Source organism: Pseudovibrio sp. Ad13, from assembly GCF_001623225.1.
GTDB lineage: Bacteria > Pseudomonadota > Alphaproteobacteria > Rhizobiales > Stappiaceae > Pseudovibrio.
This window is the reverse complement of record NZ_LMCC01000017.1, coordinates 331,417-354,909: the sequence shown is the minus strand read 5'-3', so window position 1 is coordinate 354,909 and position 23,493 is coordinate 331,417. Positions and strand designations below refer to the sequence as shown.

22 protein-coding genes are annotated in these 23,493 nt (G+C 51.6%); 10 read left to right on the top strand and 12 right to left on the bottom strand.

The annotated features are described in order from the left end of the window. Positions 1–40 precede the first annotated feature (40 nt). Positions 41–1,885 carry a flagellar hook-associated protein FlgK gene (gene flgK / locus PsAD13_RS21275; protein WP_063319389.1) on the top strand — a complete coding sequence of 615 codons (1,845 nt, stop codon included), beginning with the start codon at positions 41–43 and terminating at the stop codon, positions 1,883–1,885. Positions 1,886–1,912: 27 nt separating this feature from the next. Next, positions 1,913–3,472 (top strand): hypothetical protein, encoded by a 1,560-nt coding sequence (locus tag PsAD13_RS21270; RefSeq protein WP_208986848.1) that lies wholly within the window; start codon positions 1,913–1,915, stop codon positions 3,470–3,472. A 34-nt stretch (positions 3,473–3,506) separates the two neighbouring features. On the opposite strand, the gene PsAD13_RS21265 is transcribed toward PsAD13_RS21270, so the two are convergent. Both PsAD13_RS21265 and PsAD13_RS21260 read right to left on the bottom strand, forming a co-directional pair. After that, positions 3,507–3,893 carry a flagellar biosynthesis regulator FlaF gene (locus PsAD13_RS21265; protein WP_084404791.1) on the bottom strand — a complete coding sequence of 129 codons (387 nt, stop codon included), beginning with the start codon at positions 3,891–3,893 and terminating at the stop codon, positions 3,507–3,509. Further along, entirely contained in the window at positions 3,814–4,269 is a 456-nt protein-coding gene (locus tag PsAD13_RS21260) for a flagellar biosynthesis repressor FlbT (RefSeq protein ID WP_063289608.1), read from the bottom strand. The genes PsAD13_RS21265 and PsAD13_RS21260 overlap by 80 nt, the downstream gene beginning before the upstream one ends. A gap of 447 nt (positions 4,270–4,716) precedes the next feature. Here PsAD13_RS21260 and PsAD13_RS21255 point away from each other — a divergent pair, with 447 nt between their 5' ends. Continuing rightward, the gene (locus PsAD13_RS21255; protein WP_063319386.1) at positions 4,717–5,898 is read left to right on the top strand and encodes a flagellin; all 1,182 of its coding nucleotides are present in this window, start codon (positions 4,717–4,719) and stop codon (positions 5,896–5,898) included. A 233-nt stretch (positions 5,899–6,131) separates the two neighbouring features. Here the strand turns inward: PsAD13_RS21255 and PsAD13_RS21250 are convergent, their stop codons facing one another. The 4 genes from PsAD13_RS21250 to PsAD13_RS21235 form a co-directional block, all read right to left on the bottom strand. Beyond that, positions 6,132–6,596, bottom strand: a complete 465-nt coding sequence (locus PsAD13_RS21250) for a hypothetical protein (protein ID WP_063319385.1) — start codon at positions 6,594–6,596, stop codon at positions 6,132–6,134. A 192-nt stretch (positions 6,597–6,788) separates the two neighbouring features. Continuing rightward, positions 6,789–7,289 (bottom strand): hypothetical protein, encoded by a 501-nt coding sequence (locus tag PsAD13_RS21245; protein ID WP_063298066.1) that lies wholly within the window; start codon positions 7,287–7,289, stop codon positions 6,789–6,791. Further along, positions 7,286–7,615, bottom strand: coding sequence for a rod-binding protein (locus PsAD13_RS21240; RefSeq protein ID WP_063319384.1), 330 nt, complete (start codon positions 7,613–7,615; stop codon positions 7,286–7,288). Before PsAD13_RS21240 ends, PsAD13_RS21245 begins: the two co-directional genes overlap by 4 nt. Beyond that, the gene (locus PsAD13_RS21235) at positions 7,615–8,733 is read right to left on the bottom strand and encodes a flagellar basal body P-ring protein FlgI (RefSeq protein ID WP_063319434.1); all 1,119 of its coding nucleotides are present in this window, start codon (positions 8,731–8,733) and stop codon (positions 7,615–7,617) included. The genes PsAD13_RS21240 and PsAD13_RS21235 overlap by 1 nt, the downstream gene beginning before the upstream one ends. Before the next feature lie 249 nt (positions 8,734–8,982). Between PsAD13_RS21235 and PsAD13_RS21230 the strand changes: the two genes are divergently transcribed. Continuing rightward, positions 8,983–9,420, top strand: coding sequence for a flagellar assembly protein FliX (locus tag PsAD13_RS21230; RefSeq protein ID WP_057462625.1), 438 nt, complete (start codon positions 8,983–8,985; stop codon positions 9,418–9,420). Positions 9,421–9,578: 158 nt separating this feature from the next. Beyond that, the gene (dksA, locus tag PsAD13_RS21225; RefSeq protein WP_057462624.1) at positions 9,579–9,995 is read left to right on the top strand and encodes an RNA polymerase-binding protein DksA; all 417 of its coding nucleotides are present in this window, start codon (positions 9,579–9,581) and stop codon (positions 9,993–9,995) included. Between the two features lie 359 nt (positions 9,996–10,354). Here the strand turns inward: dksA and flgH are convergent, their stop codons facing one another. From flgH to flgF, 4 genes are read right to left on the bottom strand one after another with little or no spacing between them, the layout of a single operon-like run. Beyond that, the gene (gene flgH / locus PsAD13_RS21220; RefSeq protein ID WP_063319383.1) at positions 10,355–11,116 is read right to left on the bottom strand and encodes a flagellar basal body L-ring protein FlgH; all 762 of its coding nucleotides are present in this window, start codon (positions 11,114–11,116) and stop codon (positions 10,355–10,357) included. Further along, complete coding sequence (gene flgA / locus PsAD13_RS21215) at positions 11,116–12,084, bottom strand: flagellar basal body P-ring formation chaperone FlgA (protein ID WP_063319382.1); 969 nt, start codon at positions 12,082–12,084, stop codon at positions 11,116–11,118. The genes flgH and flgA overlap by 1 nt, the downstream gene beginning before the upstream one ends. 12 nt (positions 12,085–12,096) lie before the next feature. After that, positions 12,097–12,879 (bottom strand): flagellar basal-body rod protein FlgG, encoded by a 783-nt coding sequence (gene flgG, locus PsAD13_RS21210; RefSeq protein WP_057462621.1) that lies wholly within the window; start codon positions 12,877–12,879, stop codon positions 12,097–12,099. 11 nt (positions 12,880–12,890) lie between these two features. After that, positions 12,891–13,631 (bottom strand): flagellar basal-body rod protein FlgF, encoded by a 741-nt coding sequence (gene flgF / locus PsAD13_RS21205; RefSeq protein ID WP_063292781.1) that lies wholly within the window; start codon positions 13,629–13,631, stop codon positions 12,891–12,893. 279 nt (positions 13,632–13,910) lie between these two features. Here flgF and PsAD13_RS21200 point away from each other — a divergent pair, with 279 nt between their 5' ends. The 5 genes from PsAD13_RS21200 to PsAD13_RS21180 all read left to right on the top strand — a co-directional run bounded on the left by PsAD13_RS21200 (position 13,911) and on the right by PsAD13_RS21180 (position 21,015). Further along, entirely contained in the window at positions 13,911–14,408 is a 498-nt protein-coding gene (locus PsAD13_RS21200) for a flagellar basal body-associated FliL family protein (RefSeq protein ID WP_057462619.1), read from the top strand. A gap of 11 nt (positions 14,409–14,419) precedes the next feature. Beyond that, positions 14,420–15,643, top strand: a complete 1,224-nt coding sequence (gene fliM / locus PsAD13_RS21195; protein WP_063289603.1) for a flagellar motor switch protein FliM — start codon at positions 14,420–14,422, stop codon at positions 15,641–15,643. Further along, on the top strand, positions 15,644–16,210 hold the full coding sequence (locus tag PsAD13_RS21190; protein ID WP_063292779.1) for a DUF6468 domain-containing protein: 567 nt from the start codon (positions 15,644–15,646) through the stop codon (positions 16,208–16,210). Continuing rightward, complete coding sequence (locus tag PsAD13_RS21185; RefSeq protein ID WP_063307941.1) at positions 16,207–16,905, top strand: FlaA; 699 nt, start codon at positions 16,207–16,209, stop codon at positions 16,903–16,905. The genes PsAD13_RS21190 and PsAD13_RS21185 overlap by 4 nt, the downstream gene beginning before the upstream one ends. 105 nt (positions 16,906–17,010) lie before the next feature. Then, positions 17,011–21,015, top strand: a complete 4,005-nt coding sequence (locus PsAD13_RS21180; protein ID WP_208986847.1) for a hypothetical protein — start codon at positions 17,011–17,013, stop codon at positions 21,013–21,015. 84 nt (positions 21,016–21,099) lie between these two features. On the opposite strand, the gene fliP is transcribed toward PsAD13_RS21180, so the two are convergent. Then, the gene (gene fliP, locus PsAD13_RS21175) at positions 21,100–21,861 is read right to left on the bottom strand and encodes a flagellar type III secretion system pore protein FliP (RefSeq protein WP_082830714.1); all 762 of its coding nucleotides are present in this window, start codon (positions 21,859–21,861) and stop codon (positions 21,100–21,102) included. 10 nt (positions 21,862–21,871) lie between these two features. Further along, positions 21,872–23,338: a flagellar biosynthetic protein FliO gene (locus tag PsAD13_RS21170; protein ID WP_063319381.1), complete on the bottom strand. Its 1,467-nt coding sequence runs from the start codon at positions 23,336–23,338 to the stop codon at positions 21,872–21,874. Positions 23,339–23,493: the final 155 nt, after the last annotated feature.

Genomic DNA, 23,493 nt, shown 5'->3' with positions numbered 1-23,493 from the left:
TAGGTTTTTGCCTACCTCAACGCGTTTGGGAGTATAGGGTATGGGTCTCGGAGCAGCTTTAAATGCGGCTATGTCGGGATTGTCGCTTACGAAGGCGCAGCTTGCGGTTACATCCAGGAATGTCGCCAATGCGAACGTTGATGGTTATACGCTTAAGACAATCGTGGGCACAGAAGTTCACAACACATCGACTGCGTCTTCTTCTGTTCTGACCAATCAAGTTCAGCGGCAAGTCAATACTCAGCTCCAGTCGGCTTATTGGGAAAGCCTGAGTGATACAGCTTATGCTACTCAATACAACGAATACATCACGCAGCTTGATCAGATGTTTGGGAAGGTTGGAGATCCCAGCTCAATTCCGAGTTTGATGAACAACTTCACAAATGCGCTGACGTCGTTGGCGACAGATCCCAGCTCTCAAAGTGCGCAAGACGTGGCTGTAAATGCTGCTGAAGAGCTTTCCAGAAGCATCAATAATTCAGCCAGGCAAGTGCAGGAAATGCGCCGCGATGCCGATGCTGGAATCGCTGATGAAGTAACGCAAGTAAACTCTATTCTCCAAGAAATTGAGAGTCTGGAAGACAGCATTATTGTCGAGCGCTCTGCTGGTCGGGAAACGGCTCATTTGCAGGACCAGATGGACCGACAGCTGGAAGCTTTGACTGAAAAGATGGATGTTGAAATCAAGCAAGGCAGTGATGGCTTGCTACGCATATCAACTAAATCTGGAACCACTCTTTATAATGACCGTGCTTCAGAGCTGCAATTTACTCCGAGCCCTACACTTGGTGTGGGTGTTGAAGGCAATCCGATTGAAGTGAAATCGCGGTCTGGTGCTGTTATGGAGCTTTCATCATCTGACTTGAAGAGCGGTAGTATGGGTGCGCTCGTGGAGTTGCGGGATAATACCCTTCCAGAGACGCAGGCGCGTTTGGATGAGCTGGCAAGCCAGATGGCGTTGTCTTTGTCGCAGCAGACGTCTGAAGGAGTTGCTGCTGATGATGGTGGTGTACCAGCCGCAGCAACTGGGTTGAGTGTAGATACATCCCAACTGCAGTCATCTGGCGATACGATCGAGCTTGAGTTTGATGTTAATGGCGAAAGTCGCAAAGTTACTTTTGTTGCTGTGACCGACCCAAGTTTGCTGCCGCTTTCTTCGGATGTAACTGCTGACTCCAATGATATCGTGCATGGTATTGTAATTCCAGCGACTTCGACCTCGCTAGAAAGTCAGATTTCCAGTGCGCTGGGTTCTGGTTTTGATGTTTCCGTTGATGCTGCTGGTGAGTTGAAAGTTCTGTCTCCGACCAGCCCGGGTACTATTGAGATTACCGGTCTTACAGCGAAAAATATGCGGACTGTTACCGCTGCTGATGGTGCCGAGATCCCGCTCTTTGTAGACACTAAGGGGGATGGCGGACCTTATACTGGGGCGCTGGAAGATGGTGGCCAGAAGACTGGTTTTGCGCAACGGATGACTGTCAACAAAGCTATTGTTGATGATCCAAGTCTTTTAGCAGGTGAGCCAGATAAGCAGAGCTCCGAGCGTGCAAACCTCCTGAAAAGTCGCCTGACTGAGACCGAATATACGTATGCGCCAAGCTCGGGGATCGGAGCAAAGAATGCTCCATATGTCGGGACGATTTCTGATTTTGGCATTGAGACTGTGGTCAAGCAAAGTCAGATTGCCAGCGCGGCGACATCAGCTGCGAGCAACTCAAAGGCTGTTACCAGTATTACTAAGAATGCCTATGAAAACAGCTATAAGGTTGATGTAGACGAAGAGCTGGTGAAGCTGACTGAATTACAGAATGCTTATGCTGCGAATGCTCGTGTCTTATCGGCTATCGACGAAATGTATGATACACTTTTTAGAATCGCATGATGCTGCTTTAGGAATTGAGTTATTCAAATGAATACAATCGGTTATTCTAAATCTCATAGCTATATGCTTGATCTCCTTATGCAGCAAAAGACGCAGCTGGAGAACAAGTCTATTCAGCTGACTTCCGGGCTGAAGTCTCAAACCTATGGTGGCATCAGTTCAGATTCTCGCATGGCATTGGAGTTGCGCCGCGAGATCTCAAATATTGAGGTTTATGAAGACTCTAACGCGATTGCCAGCATTCAGCTCGACCTTATGGGCAAGTCTCTTGAGCATATGGAGAAAATGCGCTCTGAGAGTGTGAGTGCTATTGATGAGAACAACTATACGCTGACCACAGATGGCCAGACAACCAGTCAACAAGCAACTGAGATTATGCTGAATGAGACGATCTCGCAGCTGAACTCTGAAGTGAACGGGTATTATCTGTTCGGTGGTAAGGATGCGACTGAGCCACCCGTTGCCTCGCTTGATGCCATAATGGATGGGAAAGGCGGAAAGCTTGGGCTCAAGGAACTCATGAAGCGTTATGAGAATGCTCATGTTGGTGCCTCTGAAAATGGTCGCATTGAATCCAGTGTGACAAATCCGCTTGGTGTTCCTACTCTGACACTTCAACAGGACAATGTTGAGGGATTTGGCTTTGAAATCACTTCCGTTTCAGCGTCCTCTGCTGATGTTGCAGCAGCGGTTACTCCTGAAGACCTGACTGATCCGCTTAATCCTGAAGGCAAAAAGGGGACCTTCGCGTTCAATGACACTCCGAGTGTTGGTGATACGATTGAGGTTGAGCTGGAACTTCCTGACGGGAGCAAATCAGTTGTTAAGCTCACAGCAACCGATGACCCTGATGCAGGAGAGGGAACCTTCCTGATTGGGACGGGTGCTAATCCTGCTCTGGAGAGCGCTGAGAATGCTCAGGCGGCTTTTGATAAGGCAATAGGCGATATTGCAAAAACTGAGCTTCGTGCGGTTGCTGATGTGCAGGCTGGTGAGGAATTTTTTGGTAATCACGGGCGGCCTGATCCGGCGGCGAAGGTACCAAAAGCGGATGGTTCTGGTTATGAGACCGCACCAGATCTTCTGGTTGACTGGTATACCGGTACCGAGAACTCTGATGATCCGCGCTCAGACAAGGTTGTTCAGATTGATGACAATGTGCGCGTGGAGTATGGCGCGCGCGCGAATGAGACAGCGTTTTCCGAGCAGTTGCAAAACCTTGCTGTGTTTGTGGCGGCAGACTTTACAGCAGAAACTCCAGATGATGCTGAGAGTGAGGCGGTCGCAAAATCCTACTATGCTTCGTTGGCAGATAAGAGCGATGACGCACTCTCTTTCGCAGGAGACCGGAATTCTGGCATCCAAAGCGTAGCCTCAGAGATGTCTGTGGTGAACACAACTGTGAAACGTACTGCTGAGAGGCAAAAGCAAGCGTCTCTGACCTATCATAATACGTTGACCGGGCTCGAGAACGTTGACAAGACTGAAGTTGGAACTGAGATAGCCGTGCTAAAGACGGATTTAGACGCCTCGTTTCAGGCAACGTCTATACTGTTAAATCTAACAATTACTGACTTCTTGAGATAACAAAAAGCCTCCGTAAATCGGAGGCTTTTTGTTATTATACGTTTGCCTTTTGGCCTCTTAATCCAGATGCTAGAGACTTGTTGATGTTGATCATTGTCTCTAGTGCTTCTGGTTCCACACCGCCCATCATTTCCATGGTTCTGTTGAACATAAACAGGGCCAGATTTGCGATGTTATTTTGAAGCTCCAGAGGCAGCTCGCTGTATTCTGCGGTGGCCTCAGTTACAAAAATTGTCCAGAGCGTGCGATTGAATATGAGTGTTTCATTCCGTTCTTCACGTGAAACTGTATCCCACTCACGTTGCAGCACAGAAAGGCGCGCTGCAGCTTTCATCAGAGCTTCAGCTTCCAGAGCCCTCGGATCCGCTGAGGCCGAGGTGTTTGCGGACTGCTGATATGCCTGAGTTGCTTGTTGATACATGACTTATCAAAGTCCTTTCATATTCAATCAATTTCTTGGCGAGCTTCAGGGCGCGATAGAGCTCTTCCCGCAAAATTGCGGTGCTAATCTCGCTGATAAGGTCGCGTGTGCTTGGTGCGGCCTGCAGGATCTTTCCGATCACATCGAAATACTCTTTCTGAGTGACCGTGATATCCTGCTTTAAATACATGACCTGCACTGCAAGGTAGACCTGCTGTGCCATGGTGCTGGCGTCTTCCGGCAGAAGGATATCCTTCTCTCGGAGAATAGGTGCATCTCCCTGAATGAAAAATCGTGCACGTTGCTTATCGTTAGTGATAAGTGTCTCACCAACAATCAATTTTTCTCCGGGTTTTAATTCGACCTTCAGTGCCATGCAGCCTCCTTCAAAGCACTCTTAACTATGATGGCAACCAAAAGGTTAATCTAGTTAATTCTTACGAGTTATTCAGCGATTTATTTCTAATTTTTCTTAAGTTTAGAGTGCTTCTGAATTGAGTACGTAGAGCCGCCAGTTAATGCATGGCAGCTTAAGCCATTGGTTGGGCTTTGAAATTACAGGTCGGTGGAAATATGCACAGACAATATTGCGCAACCGTCTAACTACCACTGTTGAGTAAGGTTTTGACTTAATTGCATAAAATTGAACTTATTCGTGAGCTGATGAGTGTGACTGCTACAATCACTGATTTATTAAGTGCTTGTTAACACGTTCCCCCTTTACTCGCAGGACGGGTAATTGTACCCAATTAAAACTCAGTAATTATTTGCTGCGTTTGTGACCCAGGAAGGGTCATTCATTATCCTAGAAGGGACATATAAAATGGCTGATATTACACTCACCGCTGCGGTTCGCTCAAACCTTGGTACTCTGCAGAATACAGCTAATCTGATTTCTCAGACTCAAGAGCGTCTTTCTACCGGTAAGAAAGTTAACTCTGCTCTCGATAACCCAAATTCTTTCTTCACATCTGAGTCTCTAAACTCACGCGCATCTGATCTTAGCAACCTTCAGGATGATATTGGTCAGTCTGTATCTACCATTGAAGCTGCTGATAAGGGTATCTCAGCGATTTCGAAGCTTGTAGATGCTGCAAAAGGTAAAGCGAACCAGGCTCTTCAAACTGAAGATGTTAAAGAACGCGCTACTTACGAGCAGCAATATAACGAACTTCGGACACAGATCGAAGATCTGGCTAAGGATTCTGGCTATAAAGGCAAGAACCTTCTTGGCGGTGACGGTAACGATCTAAACGTGAAGTTCAACGAAGATGGTTCCTCTAACCTTGATGTTAAATCAGTAGATTACACTGATCTTGGGAATACAGACAACGATCTGACGATTGCTAAGTTGGAAGAGGGATCGTACAGCTTTACCGAGTTAGATTTTGGTTCTGATGTTAAAGGTAGTACTAAGTTAGCAAGCCTAGCAGGATTTGCCGATGGTGGTAGTCTTGAGATTGCAGTAGATGACGATGATGATTCCACTACTGCGACAGTTGATACTACCTTCGCTATTACTGCTGACACAACAGTTGATGATTTGCGTGCTGCTTTAGATACTGCAAGTGGTGGTGGTTCAACATTTGAAGATGGAGAACTTAAATCATATGCTGCTCATGAAACTACATTAACCTACACAGCGACCGCTGCCACTGAATCTGGTGCTCCAGTAGACGGTGTGACAGTTGCTAAAAGTGATGTTGGGACCTGGGCAAGTGATTCAGCGATTGAAGACTCGCTTGATGAAATCCGCGATGCGCAACTTAACCTGCGTGCGCAGGCATCTACTTTTGGTACAAACCTCTCTGTTGTGACCAATCGCCAAGACTTCACCGCTGATCTGGTCAATACGCTTGAGACTGGTGCTGGTAAGTTGACTTTGGCAGACACCAACCTTGAGGGTGCGAACTTGGCGGCTCTGAATACTCAGAACTCTATCGCGACGACAACTCTTAGCCTGGCAACGCAGGCTAGCCAGTCTGTGCTGCAGCTTATCCGATAAGCTTTGTTTCAGATTTAGAATTTGGAGAACGCGCTCTTTGGGGCGCGTTTTTCTTTGTTTTTTTGTCTGTGCCGTTGGTTGCGTTGGTATATGCGTTGCTTTGCGTTTTTGTGGTGGTGGGCACGTTGTTATGTGGTGGTCACTGGGTAGACAAAAAAAGAGCCATGCTGCGGGGGCGGCATAGCTCAAGGGGGGATAAGTCTGGTTTGCAGGGAGGATAAAGCCTGTGAGGCTTAGGCCTGCTTTGCTTGTGTTGGTTCGACTTGCTTGGCTTCGTAGATCGCAGGATCAATATCTTTATCTTCACCGCCTAAGCTGCGCTTTTCTTGTGCCTGAAGGACTTCATCCAGGAATGCGCGAATGCGGCGAGCTGTCTTGGAAGGCAGTTCGTAAATGACGTCGCCTTCTGGCTCTTGCGTCATCGAATAGATGAGCTCATCTGACTCTTCATCATAATTGTAACCGCGTTCAATGCGGCTCTGGTCATCCTTAGGTTTGCTAGGGATGACGCCGAGACGGGAGTCTGAGAGGTATGACTTTTCGGAGGCGGTTGAGTTATCCTCTGACTCAGAGGATGCAGTGACTGCCTGGGCGCCGGAGAGTTCGGTTTTGACCTGTTCGGTCGTCGATTTTACCGGTGCTGCTTGTGTTGTCAGCGCTTGATGTAAGAGTGTCGGTCGTTGTGTGACTATTTCCATAATGTCCCCCACGTGTTCAATCTCTGACAACTTTATGGGGAATGTTCTTAAATAATATTAATCTTAATGATAGAAATATACGAAATATTTAGAGAAATGCGACTGAAAACCGCCAAATACCCCTATTTATCAGGGAGGCTACGGGCGATCTTCAGGTTATTTCGTTAATATGCACGCTTAATATGGTGCCGTTTACAGGGTTTGGTTAACGGCAATGCCCTGAGCGGATCTTTGGGGCGAACTCATCATGCCGTTTGCACCGTAACCTCTTGTTTTCATTTGAGAACCAACGGCTTTAGCAACGGTCTCAATGACGTTGTCCGTCACTGAACGTGCCGTAGAGACCACTTGCAGGTTGGTTTGAAGAATTGGCCGTAGGTTACCGTGGCGTTCGCGCATACGTTGAATGGACAGCGGAGCGAGATTGCCTAGTGCGATGGCATTTGCGCTGGCGACGCGGATGCCGGAGAGATATGACTCGATCGCCGCATGTTTTTTGGGGGCAACGGTTGGAAGCTCAGAAATTTGCCCTTCGCGCAGCAGTTCCGTTTCCGCCTCGATGATATCTACGAGGTTGTCCATTGCCGTTTCAAAGTTTTCGCAGAAGACCTCAGCTTGCATCCTTGTCTGGATGGGTTCTTCTTCAAACGATACTGTACTTGAAACAGTTTCAGCGTCGTACTGGTTGGTCATACTGCGTTCTCTTGAAGTTGTAGTAATTGCGAATGAACTGAAGCTGCAATACCAATGCCGCCAGATTGAGACATTGTGTTGGCGTACTCGTTGATCAGCATGGATTTCCACGCTTCTGAGCCTTCGCCGTTACCATAGGTCCCGCCTTCATCAAGGCCGGTGAACATGTTTTGCAACATCTCATTGAGGAATACGGTTTCAAATTCCTTGGCCTTTTCCATCAGCGGTTCTTTGGTAGCTGATGGTTTGCCTGCCTGATTGGCGCCCGCGATCAGGTCTGCAGAGCTTGTCAGCGCAGGTGAGGGCAGTTGTGCTTGTTGGAGCATTAGAGGACCTCAATTTCTGCCTGAAGGGCGCCAGCGGCTTTGATGGCCTGCAAGATGGAGATCAGGTCTCTTGGGCCAATGCCCAGAGCGTTTAATCCATCAACAAGCTGCTGCAGTGTGATTGTTTCGTTGACGAGTGCCAGCTGGCTATTGTCTTCAGTCACCTGCACGTCTGTGCGAGGCACTGCAGCCGTTTGGCCCTGTGCGAATGGCAGCGGCTGAACCACCTCTGGTGATTCTGCGATGGTGACTGTGAGATTGCCCTGTGCGACTGCGACGGTGGAGACTTTCACCTGCTGACCCATGACGATGATGCCGGAGCTTTCGTCAATCACGATCTTGGCCGGTAAATCGGGCTCGACAATCAGCTGTTCGATGTCAGTGATCAAATCGACAATGTTGCCATCGAACTGTTTTGGAAGTGTGAGGCGAACGGTGGATGGGTCGAGTGGTTCTGCAGTCGGTAGGCCAATCAGCTCGTTTATTGCAACAGCAATACGGCGGGATGTGGTCAGGTCCGGATTGCGCAAGGCCAGACGAATGGTGCTGAGTGAAGAGAGTTTGAACTCAACCTCCCGCTCCACAAGAGCACCGTTTGGAATGCGGCCAGATGTTGGGACGCCGCGCACAACGGAAGCTGCGTCGCCCTGTGCTGCAAAGCCAGCGATTGCCACTGGGCCTTGTGCAATGGCGTAGGCTTCTCCGTCTGCGCCCATCAGTGGGGTCACCAGCAGTGTTCCACCCTGAAGGTTTTTTGCGTCACCCAATGCGCTTACGGTGACGTCGATGCGGGTGCCTTGTGTTGAGAACGCTGGCAGGTTGGCAGTTACCATTACGGCGGCGGTGTTTTTTGTGTTCAGGTCTGCTTCGTTGGTGTTGACGCCAAGGCGTTCCAGCATTGCCTGCAAAGATTGCCGGGTGAATGGTGAGGCATTGAGAGAGTCGCCTGTGCCCTGAAGGCCGACGACGAGACCGTAACCAATGAGCTGGTTGTCCCGGATGCCTTCAAAGTCAGTGATGTCTTTGATCCTTGAGGCTGCGTTTCCCTGAAGGGTCGCGCCCACAAGGACGATCAGTGCCGCTGCGGCGATTCTACGTAAGTTTGCGAAAGAGCGCATTGGTACCCGGCTGTTCAGTTCACACATGCCGGAAATATGCGAATTTTGTGCCAGTTTCAGTGTTGCGTTTGCTAATTTTTAACCTGCTGAATTTACTGGGTATTTTTAGTAGAGGGTGGATAAAAGTTAAAGCACTGCAAATTTTAATGCGGCAATTGTTGCCTGCTTGGTAAAGTTTTACGTGATCAGCTCGGCAAATGCGTTCGGGTTTAAGCTTTTGTCCAGTTCCATAGCTCTGAGGGTAAGGTCTTGCTTGTACGCAGCACTCCAGTTTCTGGTTTGAACTCCACGAGTAAAGTGGGCACGAAACGTCGCAAAGGTTCTGAAGGCGAGCAGGCGGGTGCGTTTGCCGTTGAGGAGGAGACCACCAGCGTTGCGCAGTCGCAGGCTGGTGTTCCAACACCGTCGCTGCAGGGTGTGGATTCTTTGCTGGCTCTTCAGCAGATGGAAGTGCAGGTCGATGACAAGCAGCGCGCTGTGCAGCATGGAAATAAACTTCTGGATCAACTAGATGCGCTGCGGATCGATTTGCTGCAAGGCAAAGTGCAGCCAGAGCGCCTTGAGCGGCTTGTTGGTAACCTGTCCATGCAGGTCAAAAGTGGTAACCCCGGTCTCGACAGAGTGGTCGAAGATATTGAATTGCGTGCAAGAATCGAGCTCGCAAAGCTGGGTCACTACGTAGAATAGCCTATCCATTTACGATAGTATCAAAGGTTTCCAACCGCATAAGTTGCTGAATACACTGAATAATTGTGTTCTTAGACAATTTCATCTTTTTAGTAGATTGTTGTTTCAGGTTCCTCTCGCTATATTCCAGCCGCCCATATAAATAGGCGGAGTTTCAGATGGCAGTTGATGTCGCAATTGATTATCGTCCAACACAGGATGAACCATTCATGAACGACCAACAGCGCGAGTACTTTCGTAGAAAGCTTCTTGCGTGGAAGGAAGATATTCTGAAAGAGAGCAAGGAGACCCTTGCTGCGCTTCAAGAAGAAAGCACTAATCACCCAGATCTGGCTGACCGTGCTTCTTCTGAAACCGATCGGTCGATTGAATTACGTGCGCGTGACCGGCAGAGAAAGTTGATTTCCAAAATCGACGCTGCTCTTGCTCGCATTGAAGACAAATCCTACGGCTACTGCGAAGAGACTGGCGAGCCAATCTCTGTTCGTCGTTTGGATGCACGACCTATCGCAACGCTTTCTATTGAAGCCCAAGAGGCTCATGAGCGGCGCGAGAAAATCTATCGGGATGACTGATCCTCAGGGAGACAGGATATCGCCTTTCAAGCTGTGGTCCTAAGTTTTTAGGCTCTTGTACTTGAAGTATGACTTTACGAGGGAAGCACGGCTTAGCTGTGCTTCCCTTGTTTTGTTTTGGCCGGACGTCGGTGTGCGGTGTTCTGGTGCACGCAAGAAAACGAGCCCGGCATGCTGGGGAGCATGTTGCCGAGCTCGCTTTATGTACCGCTCAAGCTGGGGAGCTTATTAAGCGGTTTTGGGTTCTTTGATTTCTTTTTGAGCACGCCGCGTTCATTTACAGTCACGCATCGCGCTCTAACATCTTTGTTGGAGCGAATTCTTGCCGTTTGACTGAAACCAATCAAACGGAACGCGCTCTAAAACGGAAGCACGATGTCCAGCACCTGACTGCCGTATTTAGGTTGTTGGGCAACGGAGATCTGGCCGCGGCCGCCGTAGCCGATGCGTGCCTCTGCGATCTTGGTGCTCTCAACAGTGTTGTCGGATGCAATGTCCTGCGGACGAACGACGCCCGCTACGATTAGCTCACGGACTTCGTGGTTTACACGCACTTCCTGACGGCCCTCGATGACGAGGTTGGAGTTGGGCAGTACCTGTGTCACGACAGCTGCGACGGTGGTCTTCAGGCTTTCTGTGCGGTCGATAGAGCCGGTGCCTTGAAAGTTGTCGGAGCTGTTGATTGATGCCAGAGCGTCAGCTGAAGCGCTGGCATGAAGTGCCAGTGTGTTGATCGCGCCGCCGAGTGCGCCACCAGCTCCGGAATTCTTCGCATCACTGCGTGAGCTCTTCGAGGTGTTCTCAAAAGCTGCTTTGTCGGAAATGGTGACGTTTACCGTTACGATGTCGCCAACACGTTTTGCGCGCTGGTCCTGAAAGAAGGCTCTGTTGCCGGTGCGCCAAAGAGAGTTCGCGTTGTAGCGCTCTACTTCCTTAATTGGCATTGGCATTTGTACCGGACGATAGCCTGGCTGCGTGCGTGGGTCCTGAATCGCGGTCAGAACAGGTTCTTGGCCAACTTTGGAAAGTTTGTCGGCTGTCTCGCAGCCGACAAGTGCAAACAAGCCAATCGTGAGCGCAGCATATTGCTTGATTTTGGTTGCTGAAGATATTCTCGGCATCAGCGGCTCTCCAATACGGCTGCGACCTGCGTTTTTGCGGTGGTCACGATGGCGATGTCTCTGCCGATGACTTCAGCAAGGATCGTTTTCTTTGAAATTGGGTTCACAATCTCAATCAGGTCATTTTTGCCGCCTTCAGACTTGGCTTTGCCCTGAGTTGTGATGTTCATGCCGGGGATCTTGTAGATCACTGTCACTTTTGCGCCGCGCTTGACGAGGATCGGTGCGCTTACATCCCTTGGAGTGATGGTTGAACCAGAGCGCATGTTACGGCGCACTTCCATTCCAACAAGATCAGCAGCTGCAAGAAATTCACGTCCGGCATAGCGAGAGGCTGGCTTGCGCTCCTCGCGAATGTCCTTGGCTGTGATGACCCTGCCGCGTTCCAGATTGCGTGCCAGAGTGGTGATGGACACCATCTGAGAGGCGTTGCCAATGACAGAGATTGGCTTGCTTTGGCCTTCCTGCACCACGTTGAGGATGGCTTTGAAGCGTGCGGTGCGCGGTGACCAGTTGATGTGCCCGATGGTTAGCGGAGAAATGGAGTTGGCGTCTGCCTGCATGTTCACCGGAAGTGGTGAATGGTAGGTGATTTCAATCTCGTCCGGCTGCACGCTTGCGCGCTCCGCAAATGCATTGCGCAGGATGTCTGAGATGAGTGTTTCATCTACCGGGATGGAAAGGCGGTGCACACTCACAGTTGTCAGGCCGTTGGTATCGGCCTGAATAAAGCCAGCGGCCTGTGCCTGCTGTGCGATGATCAATGCAGACACGTTGCCAGTGGTGCCAAGGTCCGGGCTGCGAAAGATTGGTGTTTGAGCCAGCTCTCCCGCTTCGGTGTAGAAGTCACCAATGGTGACGACTGGTCCGGTTACGTTGACCGTTGGGCGCAGGGTTGAGGCCGCAAATGCGCTGCTGGCTGTCAGGGCCAGTAGTCCTGCAATGAGTGTGGTTGCCAACTTTCTCATCAACTCAACTCCTTAGCGAAGATTCGTTGTGGTGGAGTACATCTCATCGGCTGCTTTGATGATCTTAGAGTTCATCTCGTAAGCACGCTGAGCTGAAATCAGATTGGAAAGCTCGGTCACAGCATCGACGTTGGATGATTCAAGATGGCGCTGAAGGATGTTGCCAAAGCCTGCGTTGCCGGGGTTGTCGGTCTGTGGCGGGCCGCTTGCCGGTGTTTCCAGGAAGAGGTTGTCGCCGATTGCCTCTAGGCCAGCTTTGTTTGTGAAACGGGCGATTTCGAGCTGTCCAAGGTTCAGGACCTGATCGTTATCGTCCATGGCCTGCACGAGGCCTTGTACGTTGATTGTCAGGTCGCGGGCGTTGTCCGGAATTGTGATGCCAGGCTGAACTGTATAGCCGTCTTTGGTGACGAGCTGGCCTGTCTGGGAGCGTGCGAAGGAGCCGTCACGGGTGAAGCCGGTTGTGCCGTCCGGACGCTGGATCTGGAAGAAGCCTTCGCCGCGAATTGTTATGTCGTACTCGTTGCCCGTTTGGGTCACAGAGCCCGGTGACATGATGCGTGTGGTGGCTGCTGTGCGTACACCGGAGCCGATTTGCACGCCGTTTGGAACAATTGTGCCTGCGTCTGAGGTTTCGGTGCCCATGCGGCGCTGGTTTTCGTAGAGCAGATCCTGAAAGTCTGCGCGCTGGCGCTTGTAGCCAGTGGTGCGCATGTTGGCCACGTTGTTCGAAATAACTTCGACGTTCAGTTCCTGAGCTTTCATGCCGGTTGCGGCGATGTGAAGGGCTTTCATTGGGCTGTTCCTTAAGCTTCAACCGATCCAAGTTCGCGGATGGAGCGCTGACGAAGTTCGTTGCGCTGCGACATCATCTTGGACACGCTTTTGTATTGACGGGTGATTTCAATCATGCGGGAGATTTCCTGAATGCCTTCCACGTTGGAGCCTTCAAGGGCGCCCTGGACGACAGTCGGGTTATTTGCTGGGATTGGGTTCAAGCCGGAAAACAGGTTTGTGCCAACGTGCAAAAGCTCTTGGCGGTTGTCGAAGGTGTAAACATCCAATCGGCCAAGTTGAGCCTGTGGGGTGGAGATCACGCCTTCTTTGGTGATGGTGATTTCACCATCTTCTGGATTGATTTGGATTGGAGCGCCGTCAGCGAGAACTGGCAGGCCTGCGTCTGTTACGAGCGTGCCCTCAGGATCAATGGCAAGGCTGCCTGAGCGAGTGTAAAGCTGCTCACCGCCTGCGCCAGTCACAGCCAGATAGCCGTCACCTTCGATTGCGACGTCGAGCGGATTGCCTGTCAGTTGGATCGAGCCCTGTGTCAGAACTGTTGCTGTCCCTACATCCTGCGTAAAGGACAAAGGGCGGTCCGGGCGCTGAAATTCAGTCGCCTGTGCGGTTGGCATCAAGAATTCTTCAAAGATAAGCCTTTGAGCCTTGTAGCCAGTCGTATTGATGTTAGCCAGATTGTTGGCCACCACATCCAAGTTCCGACGAAGGGCACTTTGGCGTGATAAGCCGATCAGCTGTGCGTTTTCCATTTTATGCTCCCCAGCATTGCAACAGGTCTCCCCAGACCCGCAGCGCCAAGGTTCTTGCAGGAGTTGTGCCAGTTTGAAACTTTGGCTGAATTCTGCTGTTTTGATGGAGGGAAGCGCAAATTATCTGTTAAGTATTTGATAAAATATGCCTACTTTAATTTCCTAGTGGGCAAAAATTGCTTAGTAATGACGGTATTAACCATTCGGTAATCAGTGTTAACCAACTAGGTTGCATTAATAGTTACTAAACTTTTAATTGCGATTCACCGGGACGCAAAAATGGCAGATGCGGAACTGCAAAATACTGAGGATGACGGTAAGTCCGGCAAGCGCAAGATCGTTATCGGAGCGATTGCTGGCGTCTTGCTGTTAACCCTTGGTGTGGGCGGTGCATATGTAATGGACTGGATCAATCTGGGCGACACAGCCACCGTCAAGCGGGCGGATGGCACTGTTGAGCAGATCCAAACCAAGCCTGTCGTTTTTTACGATCTGCCAGAAATGACGGTGAACCTTTCTACCCAAGGCCGCACGACCTACCTGAAAGTCCGCATCGCTCTTGAAGTTGAGAGCGACAGCATGGTTTCTCAGGTGGAGCCTTATCTTCCGCGCATTCTTGATGCTTTCCAGATTTATCTGCGTGAGTTACGCCCTGCTGATCTGGAAGGATCTGCTGGACTGTTCCGCTTGAAGGAGCAACTTCTGCGCCGCATCAACTCTGCAATCTATCCAGCCAAAGTTGAAGGGGTTCTCTTTAAAGAGATCCTGATCCAGTAGGGGAGCGGCATATGTCAGATACCGATACTCTCCCTGAAAATATGGATGATGCCTGGGACACCGCTCTTTCTGAAGCTGAGGGTGGTGACAGTGATGAGGATCTTGCCGCGGCGTGGGGCGCTGCGCTTCAGGAGCAAGGCGTAGAAGGCGGTGAAGAGGCCGCAGCTCAATGGGCTGCGATGATCGACGACAGCGAACCAGATGTAGAGAGCGCGTCTCGTGGTGCTGACCGTATTCTGAATCAGGAAGAGATCGACAACCTTCTGGGCTTTACGCTGGATGGGTCTCTGGCTGGTGATGAAGGCGGTATTCGTGCGCTGATCAATTCGGCAATGGTGTCTTATGAACGCCTGCCGATGCTGGAGATCGTGTTTGACCGTCTCGTACGTCTCACAACGACATCTCTGCGTAATTTCACATCGGACAATGTTGAAGTCTCCTTGGACTCCATGACCAATGTGCGTTTTGGTGACTATCTGAACTCAATTCCACTTCCAGCGATCCTTGGTGTGTTCAAGGCGAAAGAATGGGATGGCTTTGGACTTGTTACCGTTGAGAGCTCTCTGATCTATTCCATCATTGATGTGTTGCTTGGTGGTGGCCGTGGGTCTTCACCTACACGCGTTGAAGGGCGGCCATACACCACGATTGAGAGCAATCTGGTGCGCCGGATGATCGAGATTATTCTGCTGGATGCTGAGCAGGCTTTTGGACCGTTGTCCCCTGTGAGCTTCCCGCTTGAACGGTTGGAAACGAACCCACGCTTTGCTGCGATCTCCCGTCCTGCGAATGCTGCCATTATGGTTGAGCTGCGCATCGATATGGAAGATCGCGGTGGTAAAGTTGAGATTGTGCTGCCTTACGCGACCCTTGAACCAATCCGTGAACTGCTTCTGCAGATGTTCATGGGTGAGAAGTTCGGGCGTGATCCTATTTGGGAAGAGCACCTTGCCACTGAGGTTTATTCCTCAGAAGTGCAGGTTGATGCTGTCCTTTATGAAAACACCATCCCGCTCCAGCGGGTGTTGAATCTGGAAGTTGGTCAAACCTTGCTGTTTGATACCGGCCCTCGTGATCCTGTTCAGGTGAAGTGCGGGGGCGTGGCTTTGACAGAAGGCCTGATGGGCCATGTTGATGACCGGATTTCCATCGAAATTTCAAAGAAGCTGAAGCAACCGAAAATGACGCTCGCCGCTTTTGAAAAGTCCCTGCAAAGCGAACTGGAGACAAACTAGATGTCCCTAGGTCTTATTATTGAATGCATCGTTGCGGTTCTTCTTGTGATTACCATTGGGTATTGCTGGACACTTAACCGTCGCTTAAGTCGTCTCCGATCTGACGAAGAGTCCTTGCGCGCAACCATTTCTGAGCTGATTACAGCGACTGAAATTGCAGAGCGTGCGATCATGGGTCTCAAGTCCACCTGCGGAAATGCAGACCGTACTCTTGGTGTGCGTCTGGGCGAAGCTGAGGCGGTTTCCCGCAAACTGACTAATCAGTTGGGTGCCGGTGAAGATGTGCTGGACCGCATTGGCGGTGTTGCAGATCGTGCACTTGCTGATCGTGATACCCGTGTGGCTGCGCCAGCAGCTCCAATGTCCCGCACTTATGAAACCGCAGCGGAGGGACTTGCTGCCGGGATCATTGCGGAACAGGAAACAATGCATCCGGCTGAAACACGTAGCGCTCCAGCGCCTAAAGCTGCGACCCGCTCTGTGACCCGTGACATTCGTGAAGCTGCAAATGAATCAGCTGCACGCCTTGAGCGCTTCCGTAGACAAGCGCAGGACCGCGTAGCATGAAACTAAGGCTCCTTCCGATTGTCGTATTTGCTGGTAGCGCCCTTCTGGTTTTGAAGCTGCTTGGTTTGTTTCTAGGTGATACTTATCCAATTGGTGCTGTTCGGGTTGCTGATGCGCAGCAGTCGGAAGTGGCGAAGGCTGAGGAAGAGGCACCTGCTACTCCAAACGTTCTTCCCAATCCATCTGGCGCACGGAAGATCCAGGTCGCTCAAAATACAAGTGGTGTGAAAGAAAGTGGTGTTCCAACGAACTCCGTTTCTGAACTTGCCGTTCTCAATAGTCTTGGCAATCGCCGCGATGTGCTGAACCAGCGTGAAAGTGATCTGGAGCTTCGTGAGCAGGTTCTTGCAGCTGCTGAGGCGCGTTTTAATAAGCGATTTCAGGAACTTAAGGCGCTTGAAGCGAAGATCAATTCTGAAGTTGAGCGCAAAGAAAAGCAGGCTGCGGAAGAGATTCTGGATCTGGTGAAGATCTATGAAAGCATGAAGGCCAAGAATGCAGCACGGATCTTCAACCGTCTGGACCTGGACATCATGTTGAAGGTGGTGAAGGAGATGCAGCCGCGGAAGATGGCGGATGTGCTTTCTGAGATGGATCCGGAAATGGCAGAGCAGCTGACAATTGCACTGGCAGCAGGCGAGAGCCGCAATGTGAAGACGACTTCCACAATTCTTCCGAAGATTCAGGGGAATTAACTGAGCAAATTGGCGGTTTTTCGCTCTTGGCTCAGGAGTCTGTAAGCTTGCGTTAATAGCCAATTGTTACAGATACCTAATTAATTTTAGGAGTAAGACTCAGGCATGGGCGATTTTGGGGGCGACCTTAAAGATAAGCAGAAGCATTCCTTTCTGCGCGCCACTTTACCTTTTGTGCCGCGCCGTGCATTGCATGGAGCACGCATTGTGAGGGTAAAGGGTAAGGCTTGGCTTGTCTCCTTCATGCTCGCCACAACTGCCTTAGGGGGCAGTGTTTTAAGTGCCTGGGCCGAGCCAGCTTCTGCAGTTCTTGAGGTTGAAGACACCGGCAACTTTGCCCGCATGGTAATCACGTTCCCGGATCGCTCGTTGTTGCCGCCCTATGAAGCTTCCATTTCCACCAGTGTCCTGCGCATCTCCTTTCCGGATGGCATTGCGGCGGATGTTGATGATGTGCCGGAAGCATTGATGGACTACATCTCCATTGCCCGTGCTGATCCTGATGGTGCTGCGCTGCGTTTTGCATTGCGGCAGCCGGTTAACATCAACAGTATGGAAGCTGGAGAGAAGCTCTTTATTGATCTGCTTCCCGCCAATTATGAAGGCCGTCCTCCGTCCTTGCCTCAGGATGTGGTTGATGAGCTTGCCCGACGGGCTGCGGAGGCGCTTGAGCGTATTCGTGTGTTGGAAGAAGCGAACGTGCTTGAAGATCAGGAGATCAAGGTCAAGCTGCGGATTGGGACACATCCAACATTTACGCGCCTGATCTTCGACTGGAATGTGAAGGTTGGCAGTGCGTTTGAGCGCAATGGAAACAATATTCGCGTTAAGTTTGATCAGGCTGCTGATCTGGATTTGTCTCAGTTTAAAGCAAGTCTACCAGGTACTGTGCTGGATGTTGGCTCGCAAACCCGCGACAATGATCTGATCTTCAACATGATTGTTGATCCGAGTGTTGATGTGCGATCTTTTCAGGAGGGGAAGCAGCTTATTGTTGATGTCACGCCTGAAGACATCGGCCAGTTGGATCCTCGGGTTTCTGAAATTCGCGATGAGCTTTTTGGCGATGGAGATGTGCCACAAGGCGCTTCGAATGTCATAAACACGCTTGGTAATAAAGATGCGGCACCCGCTGCAATTGCACCTGCCGTGTCTGCTGCTGTTGACCAGGCTCGGGTTGCTGCTCCGGGCAGTCTATTTCCGACGCCTCAACCTGTTCAGACTGCTCAAACCAGCGTGAATGATGGCCTTGATTTTCCGCAGATGCCGTTGCCAGTTGCGAAGCCGGAGTTGGAACGCATTGGTGATCCGGTTGACAGGCCTGCTCCAGCTGACATCCCCCTATCAAAACCTTCGGAAGAAGACTTGCAGGCTGAGGTTGGCAAAGAGCCAGAGCCCGTTGAAGCTGTTGTTGTAAAGGCGCAACCTGTTCGCCGTGTGAAGCCTGAGTCCGCGCCTGAAACTGATGTGGCACCTGTTGCTGAGGTGATTCCGGAAACCGATCTCATTGCCGAGGTTGTGAATGCAGGTGGGCAGACCTCGATACCAGTGACGCTTGCATCTGAACAAGGCGCGGGCGCTGATGCTGTTCCGGCTGCTGCAGCTGTTGTTGCTGATGCAGACGAGGAGTTGCCGATTGCGCGTCGTGCTTCTGCTGAAACAATTATTCAGGAAGAGAATGACGCTGCAGCGCGTGTTGTTGGTGTTGAGACGTATCGTATTGGTGATACTGTTCGTCTGGTGTTTCCGTTTGAGCACGAGGTTGGTGCTGCTGTTTTCCGCCGAGATGAAAAGGTCTGGGCGGTATTTGATAGTGAGGAGCATCTGGACGGGCGCGGTATTCCAGCCGTTTTGAGTGATCTTGCGCGCAAGGTGGAACTTGATGAAGTTGATGGCGCGCAGGTGCTGCGGTTTGACCTGAAGCGGACCACGTTGATCTCCATTGAGTATCAGGATGATGCATGGGCGATCACTCTAGGGCCGTCGATCTCGACAAAGACTGAACCGGTTGATGTTGAGCGGAATGTGCAGGGTGATGGCTCGAATGTTCTGCGCTTGCCATTTGGTGCGAGTGGGCGATTGCATGTGCTGACTGACAAGAGTGTCGGCGACCGGATTTATGTGGTCAGCGGTCCTGCGCCTGTTCGTGGAATTTTGAAGTCGCACCGGTTCCCTCAGGTTCAAATCCTGCGCAGCTCTCAGGGACTTGCCGTCGTTCCGAGTGCTGATGGTATTGATGTTGAATTGTCGGGCGAAGATCTTGTGATCTCCAGGCCTGACGGATTGAAGATTTCGAACCGTGGTCTTTCCAAAGGCACGACGATTGGTGCTCATGTTAAAGACCCGACACAGCCCGGCCTGATTGAGTTTGCACAGCTGGACCAGCAAAAGCCTGAGGATTACATGCAGGGCCTTCGGGCGCATGAGGATGCGATTGCGAAGGCTGATCCGGAGCAGTTGAGTGGTCCACGTCTGGATATGGCGCGGTTTTTTCTCTCCAGTGGATTTGCGCAGGAAGCTATTGGCACCTTGCGCATCATGGAAGAGGACGATCCTCTCATCGAGAAAGATGCCACCTTCAACGTGATGATGGGCGCTGCGCAGATGTTGGCGTCGCGACCAGGTGAAGCGCTTGAATATCTTGCGGCTCCCGAACTTGCCAGCAGTCCTGATGCTGCGGTGTGGCGTACCTTTGCGCATTCCTCTTTAGGGGACTGGCAGGGCGCTCATGCAAATCTTGGGCGCGGGCTGGCTGTTATGGCCAATTATCCGGTGATGTTGCAGGTGTATTTCAACCTTGCGGCTGCCAAGACGCATCTGGCTCTTGGCAACTATGGTCGGGCGCTGGGGGCTTTGTCGCAGATTGAGCCTTCTGATGTGAATGAAGAGCAGGCCATTCAGTATGACTTGCTGCGCGGACGGATTGCCGATGCTTCTGGCCGCTCGCAGGAAGCGCTGGATGTGTATGATCTGGTGGTGCGCTCCAGTGATGGGCCGGAGGCTGCTGAAGCCAAGTTCCTGGGTGTGAAGCTGCGGTATCGGGATGGTTTGATTGATGCGGATGAAGCTCTCTCCGAACTGGAGGGGCTTGCTGCGTCGTGGCGTGGTGATGAAACTGAGCTGAAGACTTTGCGGCTGATGGCTCAGCTGCATGCGCAGGAAGGCAATTACCGCCGGGCCTTTGAGGCGATGTCTCAGGCTGTGCAATCTGATGCAGGCGCAGAAATCACCTCGAACATTCAGCAGGAAATGGGTTCTGTCTTTGCAACCCTGTTCCTTGAAGGCAGGGCGCAAGCTCTGGAGCCTGTGAAGGCGCTTGCGTTGTTTTATGATTTCCGTGAGTTGGTGCCTGCTGGTCGTCAAGGTGATGAGATGGCGCGGATGCTGGCCAGTCGTCTGATTGATATGGACCTGCTGGATCAGGCAGCCTCTGTTTTGCGGCATCAGATCGACAAGCGTCTGAAAGGTGCTGCGCGGGCGCAGATCGCTGCTGATCTGGCTGTTGTTTATCTGCTGAACCGGAAGCCGGAAGAAGCGCTGCGGGTGCTTTCGCAAACGCGTCAGGGACAATTGCCGGCTGCTTTGCAGCGCCAGCGAAATATTGTTGAGGCGCGTGCTTTGAGTGAGAGCGGGCGTCCTGATCTTGCTCTGGAGCTGGTGCGTAACATGTCTGGGTCAGACGTGGATCGTTTGCGGGCTGATACGCTTTGGTCGGCGCGGTCCTGGCGGAAGGCTGGTGAGCAGCTGGAACAGATGAACGGCAGTCGCTGGTCTGATGAAGTGCCGCTTGCTGACCATGAGCGTGTTGATGTCATCCGCGCGGCGATTGCCTATACGCTGGCTGAAGATAGCTTAGGTCTTGAGCGGCTGCGGCAGAAATACTCGCAGAAAATGAGCGAGTCTCCGCAGGCTGAAACATTTGAGATTGTGACGCGGCCTATTGATGACCGCGGCGTTGAGTTCCTGAATGTTGCCAAGTCGATTGGTGGCGGGGATAGTCTGGTGTCCTTCCTTGAGGAGTATAGACGTCAATATCTCTCAGCAACGCCGATCATTCCGACTGAGGAAGCTTTCCTCTATCCCGAAGATACCAAAGAGGGATCTGCATAAGCAGCCTCGTCGTGAAGCAGTTTTAACACCGCATGATCTTTCATGCGGTGTTTTTGTTTGATGTCTGGCTGAATGGGGAAGAGGCTAACCGCCGAAACTTCGGACCAGGCTGCCTGCGATCAGTTGCCAGCCGTCTACGAGCACAAAGAAGATGAGCTTGAATGGCAGCGAGATCACGATTGGTGGCAGCATCATCATACCCATGGACATCAGGACTGATGCAATCACGAGATCGATGATGAGGAACGGCAGGTAGAGCAGGAAGCCGATTTCAAAGGCGCGGCGCAACTCGCTGATCATGAAGGCTGGTACGAGAACGCGCAGGCTCAGCTCTTCAGGAGTTTCCGGGGCAGGGGCCTTTGCGAGTTCCTGAAAGAGCAGGAGATCAGTTTCGCGTACTTGTTGACGCATGAACTCGTGAAAGGGTTCGGATGCCCGGTTGAATGCTTCTTGCGGGTCGATGGTGCCTTCAATCATGGGCTTTGCGCCCAGATCCCATGCAGTTTCAAAGGCTGGGGCCATGACGAAGGCTGTCAGGAACATGGCAAGGGATAACATGACCGCATTTGGTGGTGCAGTCTGAAGCCCGATTGCAGAGCGGAGCAGTGAAAGAACCACAACGATACGTGTGAAGCTTGTCACCATAATCAGGATGCTCGGTGCCAGTGAGAGCACTGTGAGCAGCATGACCAGCTGAACAGCACGCTCTGTTACCGAGTTGCCTTCTCCGCCTCCAAAATCAATTGAAATGCTTTGAGCAGCAGCAGGACCGAACCAGAAAAGCAAGAGAGCGAAACCCAAAAGCCCCAATCGGCCTTTGTTTTCGCTCAGCTTTGCTTTCACCATTCCTGCTAAATTATTTTGTGTTGGCCTCAATGTCATCTAGCAGGTCTGCCATTTCCTTTGCGATGCCATCTACAGCTTCGCTGGGATCATCTTTAGGTGATGTTTTCTCTGCTTTTTTAGGAGCAGCTTCGGAAGCTACCGGCTTTTCTGCCTTCACTTCCTGCTTTGCTGGTTTCTCAGCTTCAGGTGCCTTTTCCGGCTTAGCTGGCTTCTTGGCTTTTGCTTTGCTGGCGGCTTTTTCCTTTGCCTTGGCTGGCTCGGGCTTCTGCTCTGCAGCAGGTGTTGGCGTTGCCTCTGCTTTTTCAGCTGGAATAGCTGCTGGTGCTGCGTCAGCTTTTGTCTCTTCTGGCTTCAGCGCAGGCTTTTCGGCGGCAGCTTCAGCTTTTGCGACAGGCTTTTCGGCAGCAGCCTCAGGTTTTGGCGCGTCTTTCTTCTCTTCCTGCACTTTGGCTGGCGTCTCAGTTACCCGAGGGCGCATGAAAGCACTTGCTGCGTTCGCTGCCGGACCGTTCAAAGGCGGTTTCATTGCCGCTTTTGGAATAGGCTTGGATGCTGCCGGTGCTTCTGGCTGTGGCGCTTCCGGTTTAGGTGCAGGCTTTTCTGCAGTTTTCTCTGGTACTGGCGCAATCGGCTCCGCCTGCTTCACGGCTGGGCTTGGCTGAGAGGGGCTGAGTGAGCGTGGTGAGGCCGGACGCGCTGGAGACGGGCGTGCTGTTATTGGGCGTGCCGCTACTTTTTGAACGCCGCGTGCGCCGCCGATGGTTGGCGTCTGCAAAGCGGCTGGTCTACCTGCTGGTGTCGCTGCTGATGCTGGTGCTGATGCTGGGGCAGCTGGTCTTACCGGGCGCGCAGATGCCATGTGCCCTGCTGCTGCAGCTTGTGGGATTGGCGCTGCCTGAGGCATAGTAGCAACTTTTTCTTTGATTGCTGCTGGCGCCGGGGCAGGTGCTGTTGCGAGAGGTTGTGCAGGTGCCTTTACTTCAGGCTGCTGCTTTGGAGCTGGGCGACTTGCAGGTGCAGGTTTTACCTCTGCCGTTACAGGCGCGGTGTCTTCACCCCAGTTCAGGCGTGCTGTTGGTTCTTCTGAAGAGGGCGTTTGTTCTGGTGTTGCCGGTGTGGTGCCGACTTGCCCATTGCCTGTAAACATCTGTCCGCGAGGCGGGGCCGAGACCGGCATGCCACGAATGATGCCTTGCTCAACAACAACGTCGTTGGCGCCCCCAATCATGATGAGGTGCTCAACATTGTCTCGGCGGACAAGCAGTAATCTGCGCCGCGCATCGATATCGGTCACATCCATGATTGCAAGACGAGGTTGGCGACTTCGCGACCCCTTGTAACTGGTTCTTGCTAAGCGCTTCAAAAGCGGAATGCAGACCGCGATGAGAACCGCGATAATCAACATCGCCAGTACGACAGCAAGAAGCTGTGCGCTTCCCTGCGACATACCAGTGGTTTGGGCCAGCCAGTCAGGCATGAATGTTCCTCAACTCGTATTCAGCATTCAGCGAACTGCTCTTTTGATAAAACAGCCCGGAATTGGGGTACGAATCCCCGCATTAACTCATGCGCGCATTTGTAACCTATAGTTTATATAGAATGAACAGTTCACAGGGATGAAGTTGGTGGCGT